Source organism: Pelagicoccus albus (assembly GCF_014230145.1).
In the GTDB taxonomy this organism is placed as follows: domain Bacteria; phylum Verrucomicrobiota; class Verrucomicrobiia; order Opitutales; family Opitutaceae; genus Pelagicoccus; species Pelagicoccus albus.
Genome location: NZ_JACHVC010000012.1, coordinates 1,167,473 through 1,191,486, shown reverse-complemented (window position 1 = coordinate 1,191,486; position 24,014 = coordinate 1,167,473). Strand labels below are relative to the sequence as shown.

At 53.2% G+C, this 24,014-nt stretch carries 5 protein-coding genes; 1 reads left to right on the top strand and 4 read right to left on the bottom strand.

Features of this window, described 5'->3' with window-relative positions:
- Positions 1–204 precede the first annotated feature (204 nt).
- The 3 genes from H5P27_RS14640 to H5P27_RS14630 form a co-directional block, all read right to left on the bottom strand.
- The gene (locus H5P27_RS14640; RefSeq protein ID WP_221774724.1) at positions 205–4,044 is read right to left on the bottom strand and encodes a TonB-dependent receptor plug domain-containing protein; all 3,840 of its coding nucleotides are present in this window, start codon (positions 4,042–4,044) and stop codon (positions 205–207) included.
- 475 nt (positions 4,045–4,519) lie between these two features.
- On the bottom strand, positions 4,520–6,232 hold the full coding sequence (locus H5P27_RS14635) for an amidase (protein WP_185661135.1): 1,713 nt from the start codon (positions 6,230–6,232) through the stop codon (positions 4,520–4,522).
- A 126-nt stretch (positions 6,233–6,358) separates the two neighbouring features.
- Entirely contained in the window at positions 6,359–21,151 is a 14,793-nt protein-coding gene (locus H5P27_RS14630) for an LEPR-XLL domain-containing protein (RefSeq protein ID WP_185661309.1), read from the bottom strand.
- A 290-nt stretch (positions 21,152–21,441) separates the two neighbouring features.
- On the opposite strand from H5P27_RS14630, the gene H5P27_RS14625 reads away from it, so the two are divergent.
- On the top strand, positions 21,442–21,843 hold the full coding sequence (locus H5P27_RS14625; RefSeq protein WP_185661134.1) for a DUF6941 family protein: 402 nt from the start codon (positions 21,442–21,444) through the stop codon (positions 21,841–21,843).
- A gap of 152 nt (positions 21,844–21,995) precedes the next feature.
- On the opposite strand, the gene H5P27_RS14620 is transcribed toward H5P27_RS14625, so the two are convergent.
- On the bottom strand, positions 21,996–24,011 hold the full coding sequence (locus tag H5P27_RS14620; RefSeq protein ID WP_185661133.1) for a preprotein translocase subunit SecA: 2,016 nt from the start codon (positions 24,009–24,011) through the stop codon (positions 21,996–21,998).
- Between the last annotated feature and the right edge of the window lie 3 nt (positions 24,012–24,014).

Here is a 24,014-nt window from a genome sequence, read left to right as displayed (position 1 = left end):
TCCGTATCAACCATATAACTACAATATGGTTACGAACATATCGCCTCTTTTAACCGCGAACCAGAAAGCGAACCATTTGGCTCGAAGGAGTTCGCTGGCGGATCTAGAAAGATGGATCAGCCAGCGAACGCCTCAAAAAAAGCGAGGCGTCCTGCAGGACGCCCCGCTGATTTGCAAAGCTACATGAAACTTAGCCTAGGAAGCTTAGAAACGGATGGTGTTGGTGATAGCCCAAGAGGTTTCACCTGGGATACGCACCTGGGCGATGGTTCCGTCTGGATTCGCCTGCACTGGAATCAGTTCATCCTGAGCGAAGATGTCATAGACGTTCAGCTGAATCGACCAAGTCTTACCGTTGCCGAGATCCTTTTCGTAGGAAACCCATGCGTCAACGTAGTCTTCAGAAGAGCCCTTGATTGGGTTGTTGAGATCGTTGACCCAAGCGTTGGCGTCCGCGTCGAACTTAGGATAGTAGCCTAGGTTAGACTCGCTCATCCAACGATAAGCACCGCCCAGACCCAAGCCCTTGAACTTGCCGTCCGCGAAGGTGTAGTTGGTGACCATGTTGAAGTGCCACTCTCTGAGTTCGTTTACGAGCTGCTGCTCGGTAGCGCGGGCTTGGTAGTACTTAGCGAGGATGTCCGCGCCGTAACCAGTTCCGAGACGACCGGATCCGCCCAATTCAACACCTGGAGATTCGGGGATGTCGTAGAAGCCTTGAAAGGACCAGTAGTCCATGGCAGGTGTGTCATAGAGTGAGTACCCGCCATCGAACCAGAAATCCATGCTACTCTCAATGTACTCGGTCCAGGAGTTCAGAACGTTTGACCGAACGGCCTCAGCCTTGGAAGCATTGAAGGAGATACGCCAGTTTGGAGCTGGATTCGCGGTGATTTCGTACTCGATACCAGTGGACTCCAGATCGTTCAAGCTGCGAGAGGAGTCAGGTACTTCCCATGCGGAAATTTCCCAGAAACCACCCCAAGCCGCTTCGATTCGTTCAAAGTTCATCGCATCCCAAAAAGTTTGGTCAACTGGACGTGACCACTCAGCATCGGTACGCGCTCGGAACCACTCTGAACGGTAAGCGATTTCTTCGTCGCTTAGAGGAGGTGCAACATAAGCAAGATCGAGATCAGGATTGATATCACCCTGAGCTACGTAAGTCGCAGAACCTGGAACCGCCGAGGCACGAATACGCAGTGGCTGGTTCATGATATCTGGATTGTCCCGCCAGTCTGCTGGAAGCGGCTCATTGGCGATAGTGGAATCATAGTTACCTTCCCCAAACATCCACTTGTTAACCAACCATTCAGGAGTTGGCTGGTAACGGTCCGCTGCAGGAGTTCCTCCCTCTGATGGCAAGCCACCCCACTGCGGAGCGATTTCCCACATCATACCGTCCATAACACGACCCAAGATAGCCTTGTTTCGGTTGAAGGCTGGAGCATCACCGATAAACGGAGTGTTCTGCTGCAAGGTCTTATACTTGGTGACGCGGAGCGAAAGCTTATCTTCGAACGCGGAAACCAAGAGACTCAAGTCTTCAGTCTCTCCAGATGGATTAGCCTCTTGGCGACCGTAGACGTCACTAGCTACGTCTGAAGGACGGAAGCTGCTGGAATCGTTGTAGAGCAAGGTGATGTCCATGCCCTTTGGCAGTTCGCCACCAAACATTTCCATCAACTCTTTACCGTGGAGAGCGACACTCCAGCTACGGCGTTGAGCCTTAGCCAAGATAGGAGCTCTGCGGTCAGCGTCGTAGACCCAGTTTTCACTGTAAGGAACAACGTTGTTGTAGCCTGGAACGCGTCCGTATTCCATTCCGTCGATCACGGAAGGAGAAGGCTTGTTCCAACGCTCATACTCGTCCTCGCGCCATCCGAAGATCGGCACGATCGCTCCATTCAGCATATCGCCCTGCCAAACAAAAACCTTGGAGTCAGTGGTGTCGTAGCCTTGGCTAGCTCCGTCATAGAGCTTGTCGAGATCGGTCTTGTAGGACAAGAGTCCGTAGTCGTTAAGCCCCCAAGACCAAGCTCCTTCATCGTCTTGAGTGGTACCCAAAACAGTTTGATACATCTCTGGATTCTGCATGACAGTTACACCTGACAGACCGGTGATCTGGTCCATGGAAGTGGTGTCGAGCATGCTGTCGCTCAAGTAGTGAATACCTCTCCAAGTTGCATAGCCAGGTGAGCCCCAATTTAGCGCTTCGCTGAATGGTTCATCCCAACGATAGAGGGCAAAGCTGCGATCGAAGTTTTCGTATTTCTGAGAGGATACAACTCCGGTAAAGGTGTGCTTACCCAGGATGGTGGCGAGAGTGCTGTCCGACTCGAGGAAGTCCTCTGCGTTTACTTCGCCAAACACGGTGGCACGCCAGTTTTCACGAGTTTTTTGGTAGATACCTCCGCGACCTTCGCCGATGGTGAACAGGCGTCCCACGTTAGGGTTGTCTCCCTCGCCGTTACGCAACGATTCGTTGATGTCGATGGAGATGATGTTTCCTCCCCATAGACCTTCCATCTCATTGGTGTATCCAGAGCGATAGTCTTGCTTATTGTAAGCTACATTCCAACCCAAGCGATTGTCGAAATAGGTCTGGGTTGCCACAACGTTGAAAGTCTCGAAGTTGTTGAACTCGGACTTGTTTGGCCCTACGAAATTCTGTTCTCGTACCAATTCTGCGATTGGTCCATCGATGATCATCTGGGTTGGCCAGAGTCCTTGTCCAAAACCAGAGAAGGTGTTTCCGGTTAGGGATTCGTAGTCATTGATGATACCCGTCATGACCGAATTACCAGCATAGTACGCCGCCGAGTTTTTCTCGTGATTCGGGTTCCAGAGTTCCCAGTTTGGATTCGTCAGGCCGACATAGCTACCCCAGCCGCCGCCATTGACGTTCATCCAACCGCGAAGCATCATCGCGTCAGGCATGTTTGCACCACCTACAGCGGAACTTGTAGGATCGGAGTAAAATGACACCGGATGGTCATCCCAAAGCTGTCCACCAATAGATTGAGCGCCATAGACTGCTTCGTGTGCAGCGAAGCCATCGAGGCCTTCCGCATCGCCCGGATCAGTCCAGTATTCATCATTCAATACAAGATTGCGATTTGTCGCTCCGTACCAGTTCGAAAGGAAGTCCGCTGGAGTATTGGCCATCGGACGGTTGGCATCGATTCGGCCCCACTCGCCGTTGGCATCAATCTGGGTGAAGATTCCATCACCTGTCTTTGGCTGCCAGCGAATCGCCGCAAAAATGCGACGGTCGTCATTGAAAGTGCCTTCCTGACGGAATTTTCCGTTGTTATTAAGGGCAGATACTCTAACGCCCAACTCGCCCGGGATGATCGTCTGATCAATGTCAACCGAAGTACGAACCGAACCATAGTTGTCGACACGCACCTCAAAGGTTTTGCTGCTTTCACCCATGACCGGAGTCTTGAGCGTGTTGTTGATCAGACCCGCGGGACTGCCCAATCCGAAGAGAATCGAGTTTGGACCACGGCTGATATCTACTCGAGACAAGCTGTACCAATCGATAGGAATGTCAGAAGGGAAAAAGTCTCTGGTGATGTCAGCGCTATTCAAACCACGGATACGCGTGGTGCGGTGCGGTTCGATCAGCATGTCACGAGCGTGGCCCTTATCCCACGCGTCGCCGCCGTAAAAGTTTCCTTCGATACCAGCAATTTCAGTATTGGTCGTGTAAACGAGAAGCTTCTGCAGATCGTTGGCGCCGATGTCCTTCATGAACTCGGGGGTAATAGCCTGGACCGCAGCAGCGATATCTCGAAGTTCCGTGTTGAGTCGGGAACCAGCAAGGGACGAGGTAGCCATATAGCCAACTACGTCTTCGCCAGACACTTCGAATGGAGAAAGCTCGAATACTTCTTCCTCTTCTTCTTCGTCCGTTTCTCCCAAGGCCGGCACTTGCGCGAATAGGGTAGCGGGAGCAACGGAAAGAACGCCTAGACATGCGAGGTAGCTCGGCAACGAGGAGGTTCTGCGTCTATTCTTAGTTTTGAATCTACTCATCATAGTTTGTGAGTTTGGTGTTGATCTTTTGAGGGTAATTTCCGCCGAAAGGCCTGAATACAGACATCAGCGTGACAGTTGGTAGAGACCCGTTTAGAGACGCAGTGGCTCTGACTTTTAGGTACGGTAAATCAGAGCCTCACGGCCGGGAACGGGGGAAATGGGGGAACTTAGGTGTGGTATGGGTGCGACAAAGGGGATTGGGGTATGATGGAGCTACAATACCAGTCCAAGCCAAACTCCTCAATCCCCCGTTCGGGTGAATATCGTATTATGACATTCGATATAACAAAACCATCCGCAGATGATTTATCGTTATTGCAACAGCCCCACACCAGTGTGGAAAATCGGCAAGAATCCGATCAACCTAATCCTCATAAGCTCGCATGCTTATGGAATTTTGTCAGCCGAATCGTCGAAAACTAGACCTATTTCGTGCCGGTATTCCCTATATCGATACAACTAAGAACTCTATTCAATCCAGAAACGGTGCCGGATGCTTTTGGTGAAAATCGGTAGACTCCTGATACGCAGCCGCCACCGATAATAGCGTCTCTTCGTCGAACAATTTCCCGACAAAAGTGATGCTTTTAGGATGCCCGGACTCATCGAATCCATTCGGAAGCACTACGCACGGATGCCCTGTGAGGTTAGTCATCAAAAGCTGATCGCTTCCAAAACTAGGACTCACCAACACGTCGATTTCCTGCATCAGCGTATCCATTTCCTGAATCAAAACCTGCCGCAAACGGTTTGCCTTCAAGTACTCCACCGCCGGAATCAAACGAGCCGCACGGAAAACATTTGGATAAGCGTTTTCGGTCTGACGGACGAGCTCGTCATCTTGGTTAGAAAGGGTAAGCTCATCGAAGGCAGTCGCGGCTTCTACCGTAAAAATAAGAGATAAGGCCCGCGTCGGGAGCGACGAGGGCAGCGTGACCGCTTCGAATTTGGCTCCCAGCTCACGCAATTTATCCAGCGTCGCTAGATCCTGCTCCTTCCCTTCCCGCTCCTTTTCAAACTCCGCTTCCACAAAACCGAACCTCACCTTCGACAGATCGATCGGATCATCGCTGTAAGAGAAGGGAGCTTCGAACGTCGAAGCATCTTTGGTATCCACTCCTTGGATAACGGAGAAAACAAGAGCACAGTCCTCTACGCTGCGAGCCATCGGGCCGATCTTATCCATGCTCCAGCTCAAAGCCATCGCCCCGTAGCGACTGACTCGCCCAAAAGTCGGCCTCAGTCCCGTTACTCCGCAGCGATTGGAAGGCGATACAATGGAACCCCAAGTCTCCGTTCCGATAGCAAATGGCACCAAGCCCGCCGCAGTAGCCGAGGCCGGACCTGCAGACGATCCAGAGGAACCTTGCTCCAGATCCCACGGATTCTTGGTCTTGCCCCCATACCAGACATCCCCCCAAGCGAGGGCTCCCATTGTCAGCTTGGCAACTAGCACGGCTCCCGCTTCATCAAGCTTCTCTATCACGGTGGCGAGCTCCTCCCGCTCCTGGTGCTCAAATGGCTTCGCTCCCCAAGTGGTCGGATAACCGGGCACAGCCAAAAGATCTTTCGCTCCATAAGGAATCCCGTGCAACGGCCCCCTGTAATCGCCAGCAGCGATTTCTGCGTCCGCCCGGCTGGCTTGAGCTAAAGCCCTTTCTTCCGTCAATGTGATCACGCACTGCAAAGCGGGATCATGCTTCTTCAAGCGGTCCAAAAAGAACTCCGTCAATTCGAGCGATGTAATCTTCCGCGTCCGCAGCAACTCGCCCAGTTCCGCAACCGTATAAAAAGCCAATTCATTATTGTCGTCAGGCACCAATACCTCTTCCGACTGTACCCAGCTGAGCTCAGAGGGTCCCGAAGGCATTACAAAGCCTTCGGGCAATGGGTTAAAAACGAGAGCTGGAGGAATCGCGTTGTCTAAAGCGATGGCTCGAATCCGTTCGTAATCGCTTAGGCGCCCCGACACATCTTCACGCATTAGTTCCAACTCGGCCTCATCATAGCTCAACCCAAGCACCTCTGCGGCGCTCGCAATCGATTCGGCGCTTAAAGCCGGTTCGACTTCCTGCTCAACCTGCCCCCAAGTCGGTGAAACTGTAGCAACTGCCCAGATAAATGCAGCTAACAGGGAGCGGTTGAAAAATCGGAATGCGGAGCGGCAAAACAGGTCGGAGGTCATTTTCAGGCGAGGCAAAAGGCTAGTAAACTGAGGCTAACCACCCAGCTAGATTCACGCCACTCGAACTCCAATTATATTTCCTATTCTCTCCTTGGCGAACCAAGCGAAAGACATAACAACACCTTACTAGAGAGTTGGTGCAGAAAGAGCTTCCAAGGAAGTCGCTGCCAGGAGTCTCGATCCCTTCGACAAGGAAACAGATTCTACCAAGCCCTGACCGATAGTCCCAACTCTCGCAGTATCCGCAAAGGATACACTTTCAGTGGATGCGCTACGAACTGCTAGCGTCGCAAAAGCACTGTCCTCCTCCGCTGACTGCGAATCACCGATTTGATAAGAGGTATAACCGAAGAAACTCAAACGTAGCTCAATCTGGACCGTGCTCGCATTTTCGTTCAGGTTATAGAGGAGAACGTGATCCACTGGGATCTCAACTTCTCCGGTATCAGTATCTCCGATACTAGTTCCAAGACTCTTGCCCAGAGAGATACCGAAAGTCAGCTCATCGCGGAAGTTGTACTTCAACATCTGTATAGAAATCATTCCACTCGATGAGCCAGCAGGAATGATCACCGTGCCGGAAGTAGCTAGATAATCAACGCCGGCTACGGCACTTCCTTCGAGCGTCGCGAAATCGACCGATACGGATTGATTAACAGTCGCATCCAACTCGACATAGAAGTTCGCAAAGCTTCGCCCTGCGGAATCGCGGGTGAAGAATGGCCCAGAAACGGTCGTGCTTGGCACAATATTAAATCTGAGGGAACTACTCGCAGTCAAAACAGTACCGCTTGCTGCTCCGATCGTGGAAGCGACAACTTGCACTTCTGCCAAACCAGCTCGATCGCCCGCTAAGGTCACTACCAAACGTCCATCCTCAATCACCGCCGAAGTGACAAGTAGGCTATCTGAGACCGAGACCACTTCATAAGTAACCTCTTCGTTCGTACCTCCAAACACTGCGCTCAAATCGTATACCAAAGTTGCTTCACCTACTGGTCGGGTCACGATCGGCAACTCGTTATTCACCACAACCGGCTTATCCACTGCATTGACAGTTACCAAGATCGTTTCGGTCACCGTCCTGCCATCCAAGGTATAGCTCAGGGTAAGAGTAGCAGTTCCGATTTCACCTGCAACTGGAGTGATCGACAAGATGCGTTGCGATCCTGAACCGGTGAGTCTCAGACCGGTAGTCGGAAGTAGATCCTCGTTGTCGCTGGTGATGGTAAGCTCACCTTGATTCGAGTCATCGCCCTCGATGGTCAAAACGACTGAGGTAGTTGTATCTTGCCGCGTTTCAATCGAATCAACGACATCGATGACCAGCTCCTCGGCAACCAGCAAGCTGATCTCCTCCATCTTGCTCTGACCAAACTCATCCTGTATAACCATTCTAAATACAGAATTCTCTACATCGGAAAGCTCGGGAGTTCCAATCAGGGTGATCGAGCCATCCCCGTTGTCCTGCAAGCTCAGCCATGCAGGTAAATTTTCGGCGCTCACGGTGAAGCCAGCCCAATCCAGGGAATCATAGCGTAAGGTTACTGAATAGGACTGCCCCACGATCGCGTCAGGCATCTCGAAGTCTTCCAAGTCCGGAAGCGGTATCAATTCCGTTTCGCTGACAATGACCGAGAACGCATGCTCTGCGACGCCACCCGCCGAATCAGTCACCGTAAACCTGAAGTCAAGCTGCGGACCAAGTCCTTCTTCGTCTAGCAGATCGGCTGAAGGCGTTCCGGTCAATGAAGCCGTCCCATCACCATTGTCCACGAAAGTCATCCAAGCCGGGATCTCACTTACCGGAGTGATCACGACCGACGCTCCCTCTGTGCCGGCAACCGTTTCTATCAGGTAATAGATTTCTTCTCCCGCGACCGCATTTGTCGGAGCCAAAGAGTCCACTACAGGACTATCCACTGCAGGCGGCAATTCTTCACTCACGGCATAGGTGAATGTTTGAGTGGATACGGATTCGCCATCGCTAACCGTTACAGTCACCTCACTTGAGCCCAGAACGCCATCGACCGGAGTGACGACCAACGTCCAAGCCTCACCATTGAATAGAACTTCAATCGAACCTTCCGGCAATAGGTCGGAATTGCTGGTCTCCACTGCCACTGACAAACGTTGAATAGGAGTCAAACCGGCGTCTATATCGAGCCCAACCAAAGTGCTTCCTTCCTCAATCTCATCCATGCTCGGATTTTCGATTGGCTGAAGAACCGGCGGCTCTGCTTCCACGAGAGCGGCATTAGCTAAAAGCGTTTCCAGAGCAGCTCCCGTATGGCTTTGCACAAATCCATCCGTTGCTGACGCGTCTTGCAGCAGCGTGGGAATCTCTCCATAGACCGAATCTGCAATCACCAGATCGATTCGAGCAAGATCGCGAATCACGTTTACGCTGTTTGCTGCATATCCCACCGCGGCAGAGTTGAGAGCCGCAGTCACGATTGCGACGGCATCGAGGGAGCTAGCCGCTACATCGAAATTAAACCCGCTCGCGGCGTTGGCGATGATCGCTGAGACCGTAGCTGCATCAGTCAGGTCGAGAGAACCGTCGTTGTTCAGAATTTCCTGGGCGAGAGCGTCGAGCAAAGCGCTATTGGCATCGGAGCTTGCCAAAGCACCCCCTGACGCTTCGGACAGCAATTTGCTTCCCGTCTTCAGCAAGGATTCGACCTGCGACATAGCACGCAGAACTTCACTGCCTTCTGCAGTGCCTGCATCCTCGCTGGAAGGATCGAAGTTAGCGAGTTCGACTGTATCCGGAATTCCGAGCGCCAAACCGAGCAGAGCGGAGGCGGTTTCATAATCGAGTCCTCCCTGCGAAGAAATCGCCGTGATTACTGGAGTTAATGGAGTGACAACCGACGCGCCGGCCGCAAGTGCGGATCCATCGATGCTCAAGACTGCGGAGGAAACCTCCCCGGTGTTTCTGTCAGTACCGCCGGTGATTACCAAGCTACCCTCGCTCGGATCGAGTACTCCGTTGCCGTTCGTATCGTAGAGTGCGAGCAAGCCGAGATCCTTGATCTCTGGTTCTGGCGTTTCAGTCGCGAAGGCGTAGTTGCCTTCTTCATCCGCTACAACCTGTACCTCGAAGTCATCGACGACTCCATTTCCGTTTGTGTCGAAGAACACGATTTGACCTTCACCTACCAAGTCGGTTGAGCCGATTACTTCGTTGTCGAGGTAGACGACACCTTCGTTGGCGGTCAGTGTCTCGTTTCCATCGTCATCATATTCGGCGAACGAACCACCAATCACCGCGATTTGACCCAACTCCGAATCAAGTCCTCCAACGTAAGTGCCTTCCTCGTCCAAAAGTCCGTATGCTGCCAGCAACCCTAGATCTGAATCAGGATCAAAGGCGATTGTGTCCGTTTGGGCCAATTCAATCAGATCAGGCAAGGTGCCATCTGCATCAAGATAAACGCGCGCTTCAGTGAGCTGATCCCAAACACCATTGTCATTCTCATCGTAGAATCCGTATCCATCGCCCACGACCCAAGTCAGCGGATCGCCTATCTCATAGGAGAGCTCGCCGCTCTCGTCGACTGGGATCCAAATGTCGCCGGAAGACCAGGTACCATCACCTTCCGTATCCACAAATCCATAGCCTCCTACGAGATCAGAGCCGCTGGAGCGAAGTGATTTTCCGAGGTCGCCCTTGAATTTGATATCAGGCAGCCACCATGGCATCTTAACCTTCACGCTGAACGATCCGTTCATCTTGATGGTCACGCTGAAGCTTTTGCTCGTCTTGTAGGTCTTCCAGTAGGTCTCCAACTTAACCGTCAGCTTACCCTTACCCTTGATGTAAGACTTGCTGACATTGCTATGGAAATAAACCGTGGCAGTGAATGAACCGGTTACGCTGGCCCCGGCAAAGCCGAACTTCTTCTTGTATTTAAATTCTCCCTTCAGCGAGAACCATTCACTGTAGCTCGGGCCCGCCTGAGCCTTCACCGTAAATGTGATGTTCTTCCCCCAGAACTTTGCCTTCACTTTGCCATCGACCTTGATGCCCTTGCCACCGACGGAAAACTTCAGCTTCCCATTCACCTTGATGCTGTAGCCCTTCACACCAATATTGACGCTCTTCTTGAAGCTGAAACCCTTCACCTTGCCGCTCGAAACACCGAACTTCTGATTGATAGAGCCTACTGTTTTGCCAAAGAGGTACAGCTTTCCACTGAAAGCGACACTGGTGTTGCTTCCGATTGACACTGTCACCTTTCCATCGAGTCGAACGTATTTTTTGGATCCGAGTTTAAAGTTCGCTGTTCCAGATAGACTTACCTTTCCGCTTGAACTCAATGAGCCGTAAATTCCCACGGTCGCAATCCCGAGGACATCGAGCTTCAAAGGATCGCTTTTCGGAATCGTGATCTTAAAGCTTGGGTTCGAGGCGCTTCCACTCGCCTTGATCTGCAGGCTACCCGATAGTTTCAAACCACCGACTGTTACTGTCGTCTTGGAGACATCGACCTGGAAAGAACTCGCAGAAATTCCAAACGATTCACTGCTTCTCGTATTGAAGGTCAGCTTAAACTTACCCTTTACTTCGAAGATATTGGATACGCCCAATTTCTTGCCCGAGGGAAGATTAAGGGTGAATTTGCCCACCGTACCGTTTCGGTAAATAATGATCCATCCGGAGCCCAGATTCATGTTGGTGGAGAAGATCTTTATCTTGCCACTCAACGAAAGCTTGAGCGACGACCTGCCGCGTTGTTCCACGAGGATGTTGGCATTGAAGGTGAAGGCTCCTGCCTTGAGCTTGGCCTTGAAAGAGAACTCTACGGTACCAGCACTCATGCGTACCCGTTTTCCCCCTACCGTTACGGAACGGGTGTTTGGCGTGGTGTTGATCCGTAGTTGAGCACTACTCGATCCACTCAAAGAGAATCCAAGGGCGCTAGGAACGGAGTTGCTCATGCTCACGTTGATCGCTGCCAGCAGACCGTTGGAGCGAATCTGCATATAGCCATCGACGCTCGCTTTGAACGCGGTGACCGTTGAACCGGGCACTAGCACCTTAAGGTCGCCGTCCACCGCGAGCCCGAGAATCGAGTTGCTTACACTAACCGTGAAGTCGCCTTCCAATAAGATAGCGCTCTCGATCTTCAGCGATCCGCTTAAGGTGACTTCTGCATAGACGCCCTTGCTCAATGAGACGCCATCGAGACTGAAAGCGCGATTGGTTGTATTGATGCGAAGTTTACCAGTTGGAGCAAACGAAGGAGTAAGTCCCGCCCCGATCTCGGACAGCTTGTTCTCAGTAATCGTAATATCGAACGCCGCCGCTAGACCATATTTATCCACCTGCATGGCTCCCAACACATCGAAGCCGAAGACCACATTGCCACCAGAGGTCAACGCAAGCGTCGCATCTACCGAGATGGCGACTTTCGAATCGCTTATGACAAATCCAAATATGCCCTCTAAACGCATCCCTTGCACCGACAGGTATCCATCAAGTCGAACCCGGAGGAAATAGCCTGCTTCCAGGTCGTACCCGCCTACCGTAAGAGCCTCACCCGTTGCGTTGAAGAACAAGGTGAAATCGCCACCCATGGAGAAACCGGATCCGCTCGGATTCTGACTCAATTGGATTTCCAAAGCGGCCGCTGCACCTGTATCCCCTAGATAAATACCGCCCTTGGCATTCCACTTGGCAACCACTGTAGAGCCCGCCCGCATCACCAGCTGAGAGTCAGTACTCAATTCCAAAGAATCTGGAGTCACCAAAACCTGATGCTCGCCTTCCAAAGTCATCGATCCGAGGAGCGTCAGAGTGCCATTCATGCGAAACAGCAAATACGATCCTGCATCTCGCCCGGGGGCAGCCGCCGAAATGGTAAGGGTCGACGAACCTTCGATCGGATCGACATTATGCCCCGCTACACTATCTGGCATCGTATAGGTCACCTCACTGCCAGTCGTATTCAGCTCAAGCAGGTAGGTCACCCCATCGCCTATCTCGATGCCCATCTCGGCACCGAGCCACTCGCCCTGCATCGTGAGACCTATCTTGGCCGCCATCCCTTCCGGAGCGATTCGCATGAATCCGATCGCATTAAAGGTAAGCGTCTCCGCCCCTTCCGGTCCGACAAAAAGATCGCCAATTACAAACGCCTCTAGGTGAGTCGGTGTAATTTCGAGCGAAAGTTCACCTTCGATACGGAACCAGTCCTGTCCACCTTGTTGGAAGCTCGCTTTTGCATCGTAGACATAGAGCCCTGCCGAGAGGCTTGGCAGATCGAACTCGATCGGGTCCTCGTGACCTGGCACCGCTAGCGAAACCGATTTTTCGCTCAGCGTGCTATTGATCCGCAGCATAGCGAAACCTTCGAGGCTCAGACCTAACTGATCGAGGGCTGAAAAATCGGGCTCGACTACAATCGCTCCCCAAATGGTCGGGGTATCGCTAGAGGGGTCAACCACGTGTAGTTCCCCAGCCCCTACAAGAGCATTATCCAATAGCGGCAAGTCCACCGTACCGTCAAACACCAGGTCAAGCTGCCCTTCCGAATAGCTCATCTCCACGTTTCCGGAGAACTTAACTTCCACCATTCCCAGGGCCGACAAGATCATGCCGCCATCGGTCAGCGAGAAGGTAACACTGTCCGCCAAATTCTCGGAGGTAATCGCTTGGCCATCGACTCGGCTGAACTCGATCGACAAGTTACCGTAAACGGTGAAGACAGGAAGATCCTTCGGTTGATCGGCCAAGAAGACCATGTCCAAAGATCCTCCTTCCAGACTGGTCAAGTCCGTGTAGAGCCAGCCGCCAATCGTTGCGGAATTGCCAAAGGTGAAGTCGCCCGCGATGACTAGCTTTCCATTGGAATCGAAGATCAGATCCACATCCGCGCGGAAGGCATTGGTCGAAGCATTGGCAGAGTAGAGCGTGGCTCCAAGCTCCATGCGCATGGACTGGTTAAACGCATCCCAGTTCGCTCCCTCGCCAGGAGGAGCTCGGGCCGCATTGACCACCGAGCCTTCAAGCATCTCTAGCCACTGAGCATCAGTCAGCTCACCCTGCGGCTGGAAAGCAGCCCCGCGAAGCTCAAACGCATCCGTCACATCTGGGATGGTCGTGTTGAACAACACCCCGCCTCGGATATTGGTTAAGGCCAAACCTGAAGTCGGATCCAGGATGATCGGGAACCCAGAAGAAATGTAGACGTTTATGGGGCCGAGCTCAGAGAGGCCGATCGAGATACTAAATCCGTTGACACCGCCCATGGAGAAAGTCGCCCGTATTCCTCCATAGAATACGCTGCTTGCTACTTCCGTCGTCACATCGCCAGTTGCGATTTGGTTGCCATCCGCATCGAGACGAACCACGCCAAGAGCCAGCGATCCACTCGCCTCGCCGCCAAACATTGCCCCGCCGATGGTCACGGAAACCGCTCCCACATCGACAATCCCCATCTTGCCCGCAGCCACCAAGCTAGGATCAATCAACATGTCGCTCACAGCACCGGTCACCGCAAACGACTGTCCGGCGATTCCGGTTACTTCGGCGCTCACGCGAACGTAGAACTCATCCACTGCTCCATTGAAGTCCGGCCAAATAAGTGCGAGCTCCGTAATTCTAAACCCAAGCCAAGATGGCATCGCCAAGGCTGCTGGACCGGTCGAGAGATCAAGCCCCACATAGAATCCCTCGTTCGCTTGGAAAGAACCATCGGCCAGGATCGAGAAGTTCCCGCCCTCAGCGGCGATCGTCGTTGAGCCAAGGGTCAAAGCTGCGGATACATCCCCAACGGTCACGATCGTAGAGCCCTCCGGGGTAATCACCAAATCGGTCGCCGAGAAGTGCAACAAACCGCCCACCTCGATCTCTAAATTCCCGACCTCCAAAGTCATTCCGCCAATTGACGAACCATCGATCGGGAAAGTGCCCACGATATCGGTAGCGACCGCCGTGAAGGCAGAATTGCCAGGGAAAAGCGTCAGCTCCTGCGCTCCCAACGCGATACTGCCAGTGATCTGATTATCGCTCGCAGTGTAGACAAAATCACGCACCCCGATACTGGCTCCAGTCAAAGTTGCCACTCCGCCAAGACTCAAGGTAGCTCCGGGAACAGGCGTCAAATCGAGCGCATCGATCGAAAATCCTTCGCGAGTAATCACGAGCCCCTCGAGCTCCGCAGTCATTCCAGACAAGGCGGGCGAGCTCGCCACCGCAGTGCCGATGGTCAAAATCGTTTCACGGTCCGGAGTGATGACGATATCCTCCGCGTCTAGTCTCAAGGCCGTACCAATCTCTAAGGCAAAGGTTCCCGCTGTGATGACCAGTTCGCCATTTCCGGAGAGATCGTAACTCATCGCCAGATCAGTCACTTCAGTCGTGAACGCGTTGGAGTCAGGGAAGAGCGCTAAGCCAACTGCGGACAGGCCGATTCCACCCGCCGCGATCGAACCTTCTCCCTCTACGTATTCGTATTCAAAATTCGTGACCACAAGCTGAACACCGGTCAGCTCGATGGCATCCCCCATACGAGAGGTAGACGTCGGATCCTGCCCAAAGGAGAAGCTACCCAGGGTAAATCCATTTTGAGAGACAACGAAATTTTCAAGAGTCGCCGTTCCAAGACCAGTCATGGAAGGCGAGGATACCGTAGCGGTGGAAACAGTGAGAATCACCTCATCATTCGGTGTGATCACAACATCGCTCGCCTCAATTCGCAGGGATTCTCCTATCTGCAATGCGAAAGTCGAAGCGGCGATCTGCCATGCGTCATCATCAAACGAATACTCAACGGACAAGCCAGTTACTTCACTTTCCATCTGCGAAGCTCCGGGATAGAGCTGCATTCCGGTGGCAGAAATGCCAAGAGTACCCGAGATCTCTCCTGTACCATAATCAAAGGTGAAGCCATCCGCGTACACCTGAGCGCCCTCCAGATTGACAGCTCCGAACTCAAGCGTCTGTCCTGAAGTTCCAAGTACGAAACTTCCGAGCGAGAATCCGTCACGAGTGAATTCTGCATCAGTAATTATGGCCTGTCCGGCACCGCTCATTGAAGGCGAAGTCGCCACCGCGCTAGCAAGAGTAAGAATCGTATTTTCTGAAGGCGTTAGCTCTACATCCGTAGCGCTCAAAACCAAGGCATCGCCAATCCGCAAACTGAACGCCGAAGCAGTTATCGTTAATCCACCATCTCCCTCTAAGTCTATCGAAACAGCTGGGTCGACTACCGATACCTCAAAAGCGGTAGAATTTGGATACAGCTGCAGCCCTGATACCGACAGACCGATGTCACCGCTAATGCCGCTATCGACATCATACTCAAAATTGCTAACCGACAACGCCACGCCATCCAAGGTCATCACATCATCGTAACTCACCGTCATCCCGCCTTCCGGACCCAGACTTAAGGTCGAAATCGAGAATCCGGTCTGGGTCAAAGCGAGGTCTTGCAGAGCGACAGATTCCAACTCAGCGAACATAGGCGAGCTGGCGGTCGCTTCCGCGATGGTGAGAATCACCGTTTCACCGGGAGTTAGAACCACTGAAGTAGCGGCTATCTCCAAGGCATCCCCAATCGTCAATGAGAGAGCATCTGCTGATATCGCTAGATCCCCTGTCGGATTGGATCCAGATAGATCAAAGACCGCTGTCACTCCACTCAATGCACCGCTGACAATCGAACTTTGCGGGTAGAGAGAAACGCTGGAAGAACTCAGCGTGATCGACCCCGAGATGGGTGTATCGGAAGCAGTGTCGATCACTAGGTTCTCAACTACAAGCGAGGCACCGGAAATCGATATAAAGTCGTCAATCGTAACCGCTTCTCCTTCGTCTGGGGAGAGCGTCACCGATCCGATCGAGATTCCAGTATCCGTAAGTTGGACATCTGAAACGGTTCCATTATTGAATCCGGTCACCAACGGTGAAGAAACCGTAGCGCTCGAAATCGTATTCGCTGAAGAGGAATTCGGGGCAATCGTGAAGGCTCCTGTCTGCACACGTATCGCTTCGCCAAGGTCAACCGTTAGGCTGGATGCTGACAGTGCCATGTCGCCGCTCGGATTGACTCCCACAAAATCAAAGCCGATCGTGGCATCACTAAGGGTCGCAGAGAGAAATGAAGACGCGCTCGGGAAGAGACTCACCGCATCGGCTCCAAGTGAAACAGAACCGCTAAAGCTAACGTCTCCAGAATCGTAGGACATATCGAAGTTTGCTACTTCGAACACGACGCCGCTAAACGATACGAAATCGCCAATGCCTACGCTCGCCTCAGCAACGGGCTCGAGCGTAAAGCTACCAATCGACATACCATTTGCTCGCAAAACTACATTGCTCAGCGTGGCAGAATCGAGTCCAGCGATAAGCGGCGTTGTGACCGTAGCGGATCCGATGGTGGCGATTGTTTGCGAAGCCCCGCCATTTGCATCATAAGCGATCGAAACGCTTGATGCATCCAGTTGGAAGGCTTCTCCAACCGCGGATGTTAAGCTTCCAGCTGAAAAACTAAAGGTCTCGGAAACAGGGTCTAGGCTGCCGGAAACGTCCGACAATTGCGTAGTCAACCCGGAGCTGGATGGATAGAGAGCAGCGGATCCCGCGGTAAGACTTAAGGTACCGCTTGGTTGGCTACCTTGGGTGTATTCAAAATCGCTCAGCGTGAGAGTTGGAGCCGTCAGCGTGATAAAGCCACCTAGGCTTTGATCCGGCAGGACAGCAGTCGCTTCTGCGATGGAGAATCCGTCCGATCTTAGGACGAACTGGGAAGTGGTGATGCTTGGACTCGGTGGGTCCGTTCCCGAAGCGTTCTCTAGAGCTACCACGTCAATTGTTGCATCGCTGATCGTAGCCAAGGTTTGAGAGCCGGAACCGGCCGTGCGATCATAGCTGGCGGAGACACCGTTTACAGCGACGCGGAATACACTTGGAGCTACGATGGTCAAAACATCGAAGGTGAAGCCAATTACCTGCGATTCAGTATCGTAACTTACTTCGACGGCATAGGAATCGACATCCTCGCCATCGGTCAAGGAAGCGGTGTAACTGGAATCTGGTGACAAGCTCGCAGCTTCAGCAGTCAGAGCGATCGAGCCTGAAAGCTCGTTATTCACAAAATCGATACTGAGGTTCACCGACAGCTCGGCTTGATCCGCGATGAGAAGCGACTCGCCTGTATTTGATTCTACGATCAAGTCGGCCAAGGACGCTGTACCAGTGATCGACCCACTATCCGCATCGAAAGTAGCCGAGATGGCAACCGTTGCCTGGCCTGAGTCGGCTCCAATAAATCCGGGTTCCAGTGTCATCGACGCGCTACCGGACAAATCCGCGCTGTCCAAGACCACACTGACCGTGCCGCTTGAAACACTTAGTCCATTCAGATCCAAATCGGTAAAGGTTCCGCTCAAGGTCCAGTTCCCTTCCCCTGCATCGTAGCTGCCCGTAACCGCTACGGTCGCCTCCGTATCGGTTCCGCTAACGGTGAGTCCGGGCAATGCGAACGATCCGGTCAGCGTTCCAGAAACCGAGGTGTCGGTCGTCCGCGCAGCGAAATCCTCCGTCACCGAGTAATCGCCGGCATAATCAAGCGTCAGACCACCAACCGTAAACTGCGCGTCTACACTCGCAGTGCCTGAAACGGTAGGAGCTAGGAAATCAGCCAATAAGCCGTCGAGCTCCGAAAGTTGATAGGTCCCGGATGCGGTGTTCAGAGCAAGTCTCACGGAAAGATCGGCCTCGGCATTGCCCGTTAGGGAAACGCTGGTTTTGTTTCCGATCTGGCCACTCCCAGAGATGGTACCACTTCCGGCCGCCGCCAGTACGAGAGCGGAATCGGCTGATACGAAGAACCCGTCGCCATCAACTCCGAAGATAAGAGCCGCGCCCAAAGAAGCGGTCCACGCGATCGATCCGCTCAAGCTTGTCGAATCGGAGAGCCCTTGCATCAGCTCTGGGGTCGAGCCATTAAAGGAGTCCCCCGCGAATCCACCATCGACTGTTAAGCCGGAGGCTAGCGTGACGTCGTAACGGATCTGAATCAGAGAAGAACTGCCCTCTGGAGCGTCGGGGATAATTGTTTCCCCCACCGTGGCTCCACCAGATATGAAATCGATCGTGTAACCCGCTGCGATCAGGGTTGTCGCTAGATCAGTAAGCGAGGAGCTGGCCGTAAAAGTCGGCAAGGTCACCGAAGAAAGAACCGCATCGAGATCGAAAAGATCGTCGAGCGAGCTCGGAAGTACCGCCAGTTCAGGTGAGGACGATCCTGTAATGGCATCGAGATTGAAGAAGCTGCCAAATTGTCGGGTCAAACTCTGCAAGCCAGCGAGATCGGAACGGAGCGTGGAACTCAGCGAAGTCTCGGTCGTTACCACCGCCGTCAGCCCACCGCCATTGGGAACGAGCGATTCGAGCGCTCCACCTACAACCGAAACCGAGTGTCCTAGATCGGACGAGGTCGCAGCCGTGACAAATGCAATCTGGTCCTCGCTGGTAAGTACCGGGGTGCCGACGACATTTAATACCAGAGTGCCTGCATAATCTATATTGCCCGACACAGCGACCACGTCATGGGTCGAGCTATCGATGATATCGATCGTTGTAGTAAGTCCCGCGCTCAGGGTGACATCGCCGACAAAGCTCAAAGTGCCCGCCGAATCGTCGCCGCCTGGCTTAAGCACGGTGTCGATCGTTGTGTTGGCGGCGGTCACAGTGCCGGTCCCAATCAGGCCGCCTGATAAATCAAGCTCGCCGCTTCCAACATTCAAGGTCGCCCCACTTCCTAGCAGTATCGTTGCTGGCGTGAGCAAAGTGGTGATGGAAGCCGTGCCAACCTCCAGCGTGCCTTCGACGGAAAGCGTCGAGCCGGTGGAGAAGCTTAGCGAAGAGCCGTTGGTTGAAGTGTAGGTTCCGTTTGGACCGATGCTGGAGGCATCCGCGTCGCGGATCGAGATTTTGGCGCCATTGGCAAGGAACGTACCGTTGATCACAATGGAGTTGAACGCCCACACGATGTCCGCGGTATCGACTGTCGTTCCTTCAGGTATTACAATATTGGATCCGGGGCTAGGCCAGTTGGCGGCCGGCAATCCATCCACGGTCCAATTCCCAACGTCTCGAATCGTATTATCAACTGCCCCCGTGAAGACATATGTATCCATGTCCCGAGCCGCTACTCTCGTTCTAAGGACTCGGCCGCTGTTGTAATAGTTTACCTTGATCAGAGGGTTCTCAGTCGTGCCGTCTCCCCAAATCGGCTCGACGCTACCCAGAAGCACTCCATCGACCAACATATCCGTGTTATCAGCTTCCACTACCCATTTGGTGATGCCTATCGACAGAGGAGAATCCACACTCACCATTTTGCCCGTTGCCTCGCGCAAGTCGTAGGTACCGGTTCCGGTGAAGCTAATTAGTGAAACGCGATCGGCGTCGCCACTTGTCTTCAGTTCGAAGACTCCCCGAGCAGTCATTGAAGTCGACGCATCGAAAATCAAATCACCGAGTCCGTTGTGGCCTGTGTAACCTGAAGTCGTGACTGTGACATTTTCGCCCAATTCGATGACGTTCGCTCCGATGGTTCCTGTTCCATCGATTACTCCTCCTTCGAAGACCATCGTACCCCCAAGACGGAAAGCAGAACCTTCATCCAACCCCGTGCGACTTGGAATGACTTCCGTCTCAAGTCTGGACCAACTCACATCATAAATCCCCGCCAGAGCTTCGCCTGTTTTGTTGATGTATTGTAACGCGGTCGAACCGTCGTAAATCGCAACGTGCCCGATGTCGCCGGTGTAAGCGTTACCGATTTCCCAGATGGTGTTCGCATCGAAATCGAAAGAGGCGACCGTGTTGAAAACCTCGGAGACGATCACGCCATTGACGTAGAGGCGTTGAACGGTGGGCAGAATTTCCGCGAGGATCACAAACGTCTCACCAGATCCTGCGATGGTGTCGCCGTCGAAACTTGGGCGGGTGGCGATCGGATTTGCTTTGGACTGGAACTCGTTTGTCGACTGCACCCATTGCAGCGGAACCTGCTGAGCATCCTGCGCCATCAGGATATGGGGATAACTCGATCCCATTCCATCGACCGTCCAATCGGCCCGAATCACGGCAAAAGCAAAATAGCCGTTCGAGCTTAGGCTGCTTTCATCCGAAGCTTCGAAAGAAAGCCCTCCTTCGTTGAAGGAGTTGTTGAAGTGAATCATGGTAGAGCCATTGGGCCCGTCCACCACAGTCGCTTCATTGTCAGAAGTCAGGACATCAATTCCAGTCCCGAGATTCGTCCAGCCGGTAACAGAGCCGCCACTAGTCGTGACTCCCTGAGCTGGATCGAAGAGATCAATTAGGCCCGTTGTCGAAATCGGTGGGCCCGTAAGGTACAGTCCACCAGATTGTTGCAAATAAGATGTAGATGCGGAGCTAGCTCCGTCCTGAAATTGTCCTGCCACCGTGATGGTGCCGGCGTTGGTCACCGAGGCGGTGTTGTTCAGCGTCACAGTGGATACCCGACCGATGGTCCAGGCGGCTCCGGAAGCAACCGTTATTTGGGCTGAATCCTGCACCGTAAGGTCGCCTCCAGTCAGATCGAGCTCGCCATCCGCCACCTCTATCGCGGCGTCACCGGAGATCGTACCCCCAGAATTTACCGTCATAGTGGCTCCGTTTTCGATGGATATCGCGCCGCCGGAAACACTGATGCTTCCCACCTCAACACTGGCTCCCACCGTGATGGATGCGCCTTCGTTTAGGTCAGGAATGACCACATTTTCACCCGCTACGGGAACCGTTCCCCCGCTCCAATTCGCCCCATCCGACCAGTCGCCGCCATCGAGATCCACCCACGCTGCATCTAGCAATACTCGGGGCTCGAGGGCTTCTAGCTGGAAATCTCCAGCATAGGTCTGTCGGTCGTTTTTCAGAGGCTACGCGTTAAAAAGTGAGGCGAAACAGGTTCCTAACACGGCATTTTGTCCAATGGATTTCAGACTTTTCTAAAGAATTAACATTTCCTAAACACATGCATTCTAGTGTCTTACACGATTCTAACTCTTCACTGAGGAGTTCTCCCTAGCAGATAGCGATCTTCAGATCACCGCTCACTCGCCTCTATATATAGGAGCAAGGCGGTAACAGTTAGAAAGGACCCAACACTCCTAACAAAGCTTTGAATCCACTCGCTTTTATCATCCGTCAGAGCACTTTTCCCTCTATGGAAATCCTGACCGCCTGTCTCTGCGACTCCGCTAAAGACTACCAAGGCAAGCTCTGTATCCTAGGCGCCTTTGATACAATAGCGGCTAACGAACTACCCGCTACCCATCCGAATTGCGCTATCGCCCTTCGTATTTCGAGTGTAGCAGAGGACCTCGGATCCCACCAAATCAACGTCTCCTTGCTCGATTCCGAAGGGAAAAACTTGCTCCCGGCAGGGGCGATAAAAGTGAATTTTGCCCTTCCGGTCCTACCCGAAAACCACCACTTCACCACCACCAACTGCATCATAAACCTGCAAAGCATCGTGCTTCCCAAACACGGAAACTACCGTTTAGAAGTGTTCCTAGATGGCGAAAAAGCGGGCAAAATCCCCTTGCAAGTGGTGCCTCAGAATTAGTTTTCCGGCGGGGAACACACCGCTTCAGGAAGCCGAAAAAAGAAGAGATCGAGTCAAGCTGTCACATTAAAACCGATTCATATTGAGCGGTCTTTGAGCCTCATTCAGAGTCACCGAAGCAGGGAAAATCGCTCAAATCGATTCAAAAACGATCAACGTTCTCGAACCTGATCGTCGGCGCTGCCGCCGGAAATCGGCAGGTTTTTCAGCAGCCATTGGTCCTGTTTGAGTACTCCGAGACGTTGACGAAATAGGGTTTTGGAAGCTCGTTTTTGAGCCCAGACCAAGGCCGATCTCCGCAAGATTCCGACCGGAAAGAAGGCTGCCTTTCGGGCCAGCCAAACCACGGATTTAGGTAGAAAACGCTTCGCCAAATCGTCTTCCAAACAGCAAAACTGCCTCACCGAACCAGGGTCTCCTTGCCGGGCGCAACGCCCAAAAAGCTGCCGATCGATACGTGCGCTAGAGGCTCTTTCGGTCGCGATTACGTGCAAGCCGCCCGCCTCTGCGACCCCCTCTCCAAGTCGAATATCGGTACCACGACCGGCCATATTTGTGGCTACGGTGATGCATCCGGAGCGACCCGCTTCGGCCACAATCTCGGCCTCCTTTCCCAACTGGGAGGCATTCAAAAGGGAGAAAAAATGCCCGCATTCCTTCAATCGAATTGCCAGTTCCTCGCTCGCTCCCACCGATCCGCAACCCACCAAAACAGGGCGTCCTGCAGCATGTTTGGCTTCGATATCAGCCACTACCGCTTCCCACTTTTCGGCAGCCGTTGCGGTGATGGTTTCTCGCTCTACCTTGCGCATACAGGGCTTATGAGGAGGCACTAAAACCACCGGTAAATGATAGATTTTCCAGAGCTCCGCCGCGTTTTCCGCAGCAGTTCCGGAGGTGCCCGCCAGCTTAGGATAAAGCCGGAAAAAGCGCTGAAAGCTGAGGCTTGCTAGGTTGTCGCTGGGAGCGGTCAGAGCCAGTCCTTCCTTGCTTTCGATGGCTTGATGCAGCCCTTGACGCCAAGTGCGCATGGGAGCAGGACGGCCAGTAGCTTCGTCCACAATGACCACTTTTCCATCCACCACGATGTAGTGTTTTCCTCGCAAAAAAAGCTCTCGAGCACGAATGGCCTGCCTCACCCATTCGCTCTTCCAGCGGCTATTTCGAAACATCAAACAGGCTTCCGGCGGCAAGGCTTCAAGGCGTTTTCGGCCTTGGGAGGTCAACTCCACCTCGCTTCGCTTCAAGTCTACCGTGTAGTCGATCCCCTTTTCCCAATCCGAAATCGCTTCGCCAGCGGCTTCTACCGCAGCTTGCAAAAACTCGTTCTCTCGTGGCTGGCTGATGAGTAACGGAGTGACTGCCTCATCTATCAAAACATGGTCCGCTTCATCTACGATAGCACTGAAAAGACCGCGTTGCACCGTTTCGACAGATTCGTCGGAGAGCTCCTCATTACTCGCCGAAAGCAAACCATCGATGGAAAGCTCGTTCCCTTGTTTACGCCCTCGCAAGGCTAAGCGGTCTTTCAGGAAGTCCGCTACAATCTCTTTGCTAGTGCCGTATGTAACCGAGCGACCGTAGTGAATTCGGCGCACATCGGCCGACATCTCGCCATCGATATGTCCGACCGATAAGCCGCAAGCCGCGTAGAGCGGTTTGAGTTCCGCCGCATCACGAGCAGCGAGATAGTCGTTAGCGGTTACGATATGAACAGGCCGGCCACGCCATCCTTCTAGAACAGCTGCCAAGCCGATCGTGAGGGTCTTGCCTTCCCCGGTGCCCATTTCCGCCAGCAAACCAGAACGCAATGCGAGGGCTCCGAAAATTTGTTCACGAAAGGGATCGAGCCCGAGTTTCCGCTTGGCCATTTCCGAAACCAAAGAAAGCCCTTTCTCCTCGTCCTGCGCATTGAGTCCGACCCGAGCTTTGGCTGAGATCTCCGTAATTGCTTCGCCTAGCTGCTTGGTGGAGAGCTCCACGCAAGATTCGCGTTGTCGCATCACCCTTTCCGTCCGCTCCGCTAACAAACCCTTAAGCCGAGATCTACGCTTCCACTTGCCCCAAGCCGACCAGCTCAAGCCGTCCAAGCCCTGATACAAACGCTTCGGCGAGGGCACCGATCGCTGTCGGTAACGGGAACTAGGAGTGCACGTCGAAGCGGGCATGGC